The following is a 3,737-nucleotide window of genomic DNA, read 5'->3' on the forward strand; positions in this document are numbered from 1 at the left end:
GATGATGTATATCGCTCTATCTTACGACCACCGGATCGTCGACGGAGCAGAAGCGGTAAGCTTCCTCGTCGCGATTAAGAAAATGCTCGAAGATCCAGAGCAATTATTGCTAGAAGGTTGATAAAAAAGCATGAACTCTTAACGAGAGTTCATGCTTTTTTTGTCAAAAGAAAAGACTCGCGGGTATTTGGCTGGGGCTATGCGCTCATTTTTTCTTCAACCTTCTTATTTTTCGACCGTTGAAGTTTCTTGATTTGTGAAAGCAAGTAAACGACAAGCAATACGACCATACATAGGGCGGATAACCGGTACATCATCGAATAACTTGTGTTTGTAGCGATGATGCCGAGCAGCATAGAACCGATGGCAACACCGAGGTCGATAGAATTTAAAAAGGCTCCGTTCGCCATTCCCCGTTTTTCAGGAGTTACTTGCTTAATCGTCCATGCTTGAATGGAAGGTTGCAACATCCCATAGCCAAGTCCATAGAATAAAGCCGAAATCAATAAAAACTTCATTGATGTTGTAAACGAAAGCGACAAAAGGCCGATCATTACTAAAAGTGCCCCGGGCGGCAAGACGGCCAGATGCCCCTTTTTGTCAAAAATCTTTCCGGAAATCGGCCGGACCAATAATACGGCAAACGCATTGCATAAGAAAAACCAGCCTACATTGGATAGGTGGACTTCTTTTCCAAATAAGGCAAGAAAGCTAATTAAACCGCCATAAGTGATGGAAAGAAGCAAGTTTAAGAAAACCGGAAGAATGATTTTTTTATCCATCAATTGAACTTTGCTTGAATGTTTGCTTATTTCTTGAAAGGGTACGCTTTTTGATGACGGCATACGAATGATTTTTGATAATGGAAAAATAAGAACTGTCAGTAAGGTTGTTACGCCGATTAAAGTCGGAAACCCGAATTTTCCGAGCAGCCCTAAGCCGATGACAGGTGCAATGGACATCGAAAGGCTTGTCGACAGACCGAAATACCCCATCCCTTCTCCCATCTTTCTTGGCGGGATAATATCGGATGCGGTAGTCGGGAACGTCGTGCTCGTCAGTCCAAACCCGATGCCATAGATGATCCGGATCAAAAGAAGAAGGGCGATGGAACTGCTCCAAAAATAGCCCGCAGTAGATAAAATCAACACAAATAATCCGATAAGAAGGATGAGGTTTCGTTGTCCTTTTTTAATGGCCTCGCCGGCAAAAACGCGGGCGACAATAGCAGCAAAAGCAAAAACGCTTATCACGATGCTGACGGTAAAGTCATTAGAATGAAAGGCATCCTTAACATAAGCCGGAACGGCCGGGGTGATCATCTGTATATTTAAAAATAGTAACAAATTACAGATGGTTAGAATTATGAAGTTTTTCGTGAGGTGCTTCCAATTTATTAACACTCCTAGTCTTTTAAATAGCTTGCAACATTTTGATTGATTTGTAAAAGGATTCCTTTAAAAAAGTCCAATTCCTGTTGTTCAATTCCGCTTGTCATATCTTCAATCGCCTTTTTCTCAACAGGAATTGTCTCTTCAATAAGGTTTCTCCCTTTATCCGTCAAATAAATGAGAAACGCTCTCCGATCTTTTTCACTCGTCCTTTTTTCTATCAACTCTTTTTTATGAAGACAGTCCAAAATCCGGGTCGTTGTCGGCTGATCTTTTGCTGCGCGAATTGAAATTTCTTTTTGATTAATGCCATCTTCCCGGCTTAACCGTAAAAGGATTGACCATTGTTCGGGCGTAATATCAAATTCTTTCAGGCGCATAAATAGTAACTGAATCATCTTCCGATACGTCAGTCCAATCAAAAAACCTAATGATTCGTCCATTTTCATGAAATTTACCTCCTTCTCGCGAATAGTTGCCATGACAATTATATGCCCGGCAATTTTTTTTGTAAATAGAAAAAGAGCAACATTTTGCTCTTTTTAAAACGATTGAATTCCGTATTTTTTCATCTTATTATATAAAGTTACCCTCGAAATGCCTAACATTTTCGCCGCGGCAGTTTTATTCCCATACGTTTTAGTTAAAGCGAATTTTATTTTCTCCTCTTCATTGCTGACAGGAAGGCTAGCTGTCTCGCTAGTAGAAGAAGCAGCAATTTGCGGTTTTATCCCTTTAATAAAATTATCAGGAAGATGAGAAGGGAGGATTACTTCCTCATCGCCTAAAATGATTAAACGCTCAATCGTGTTACGCAGCTGCCTTATATTGCCTGTCCACGGATAATGCATAAACGTATACATGACTTCCGGATCGAGAGCAGGAACAGGTTTTTTATATTTTACCGAGAATTCTTTTAAAAACAATTGAATAAGTTCTGGTATATCTTCAATGCGTTCTCTGAGGGGCGGAATATTTAAAGAAACGACATTTAAACGGTAGTAAAGATCCTGGCGAAAAAAGCCTTTTTCAACCATCTCTTCTAAATCGCGATTAGTGGCGGCAATGATTCGGACATCAAAAGGGATGGGCTGAGTCCCGCCAACACGGTAAAACTGCCTTTCTTGAAGGACGCGCAATAGTTTTACCTGCAAGTCCAATGGCATTTCACCGATTTCATCTAAAAATAAACTTCCCCCTTTTGCCATATCCAATTTTCCTTTTTTTCCTTCTCTGATAGCCCCGGTAAAAGCTCCTTTTTCATAGCCAAATAATTCGCTTTCAAATAAAGCCGCAGGAATGGCGCCACAGTTAATATCAATAAAAGGACGGTCAGAGCGGGAACTTGAGTTATGGATGGCCTGGGCGAACAATTCCTTTCCGACCCCGCTTTCGCCGGTAATAAGCACCGATGCATCCGTTTTCGATACCTTTTTAGCTAAATCAATAGCCGTACTCAGGCTAGCGCTTCTACCCTTGATTTTATGAAATGGATCATCCAAATGTTTCGTTTCAATTTGACGTTCTAAATCTTGAATATACGCCGTTGTAGTCGCAAGGCCATCATTCAATTTTACAATTTCGCTAATATCCCGTTCAACTGAAATTCCGCCAACAATGGTATCATCAATAAAAACAGGAAGTGTATTAATGAGCACGTGGACATTTGGTTTCGGCTGATTATATTTTCGAATGACGCCTATTTTCTGTTTTAGTGTAGACATTAAAATAACTGATTCCTCTTTGAAAAAATCGGTAATTGGCTTTCCGATGATTTCTTCTTCCGAACTTTGGTACAGTTCTTCCGCCTTTGGATTCCAGGAGATGATCGAACCGTTTGGATCAACGACGGTTACCGCATCGTCCACCGCTTGAAGCAGATTAGTATAAAATGCGGTGCTTAGCTTCCAATAGTTAAAAATTTGTTCGACGACTGTTGTATATGGTACCCACCCTACAAAATTCCCGGACTCATCTTGCAGGGCAAAATCTTTTTGAACAGTAACATCTATTTCTGAAAGTGTAAGATCTTTTGAAACAATGCTCATATTTTTTGGTTCTAACGTTTCGTCCCATGGAGCCGCAAGAGAGGAAAGTGGTTCCTTATGTTGTATCATTCTCCATCACCTTTACAATAGTGTAAACACTTAACATGTTATTTACAAAACTGTTCACATTAATTGTACACTTTTTATGTGAATGGGAGCAATAATCCCATTTATTTTTTGGCACAAAACTTGCAATTCTATTATTACTGTAAAATAAATGGATGATGGAGGGAATTAAATGACTGTCGAATACAAACACGAACCATTTACGGATTTTAGTATTTCGGAAAATAAATCA

The 3,737-nt window shown here is 39.8% G+C and carries 4 protein-coding genes; 1 reads left to right on the plus strand and 3 read right to left on the minus strand.

Translation table 11 applies throughout. From position 1 onward, the window contains the following. Positions 1-121, plus strand: a 121-nt coding sequence (locus WD019_RS21430; protein WP_425712303.1) for a 2-oxo acid dehydrogenase subunit E2, incomplete at its 5' end; no start/stop codon positions are given. 76 nt (positions 122-197) lie between these two features. On the opposite strand, the gene WD019_RS21435 is transcribed toward WD019_RS21430, so the two are convergent. The 3 genes from WD019_RS21435 to WD019_RS21445 all read right to left on the minus strand — a co-directional run bounded on the left by WD019_RS21435 (position 198) and on the right by WD019_RS21445 (position 3,508). After that, positions 198-1,403, minus strand: a complete 1,206-nt coding sequence (locus WD019_RS21435; RefSeq protein ID WP_425712779.1) for an MFS transporter — start codon at positions 1,401-1,403, stop codon at positions 198-200. Between the two features lie 2 nt (positions 1,404-1,405). Further along, entirely contained in the window at positions 1,406-1,840 is a 435-nt protein-coding gene (locus WD019_RS21440) for a MarR family winged helix-turn-helix transcriptional regulator (RefSeq protein ID WP_026678768.1), read from the minus strand. Positions 1,841-1,933: 93 nt separating this feature from the next. After that, the gene (locus tag WD019_RS21445; RefSeq protein ID WP_425712780.1) at positions 1,934-3,508 is read right to left on the minus strand and encodes a sigma-54 interaction domain-containing protein; all 1,575 of its coding nucleotides are present in this window, start codon (positions 3,506-3,508) and stop codon (positions 1,934-1,936) included. Positions 3,509-3,737: the final 229 nt, after the last annotated feature.

It is taken from the genome of Fictibacillus sp. Mic-4, from assembly GCF_049843615.1.
GTDB lineage: Bacteria > Bacillota > Bacilli > Bacillales > Fictibacillaceae > Fictibacillus_A > Fictibacillus_A gelatini.

Bases quoted from the DNA above. Each gene is read 5' to 3' on its own strand.
- WD019_RS21445 (WP_425712780.1), bottom strand. From the start codon at position 3,508: ATGATACAACATAAGGAACCACTTTCCTCTCTTGCGGCTCCATGGGAC.
- WD019_RS21440 (WP_026678768.1), bottom strand. From the start codon at position 1,840: ATGAAAATGGACGAATCATTAGGTTTTTTGATTGGACTGACGTATCGG.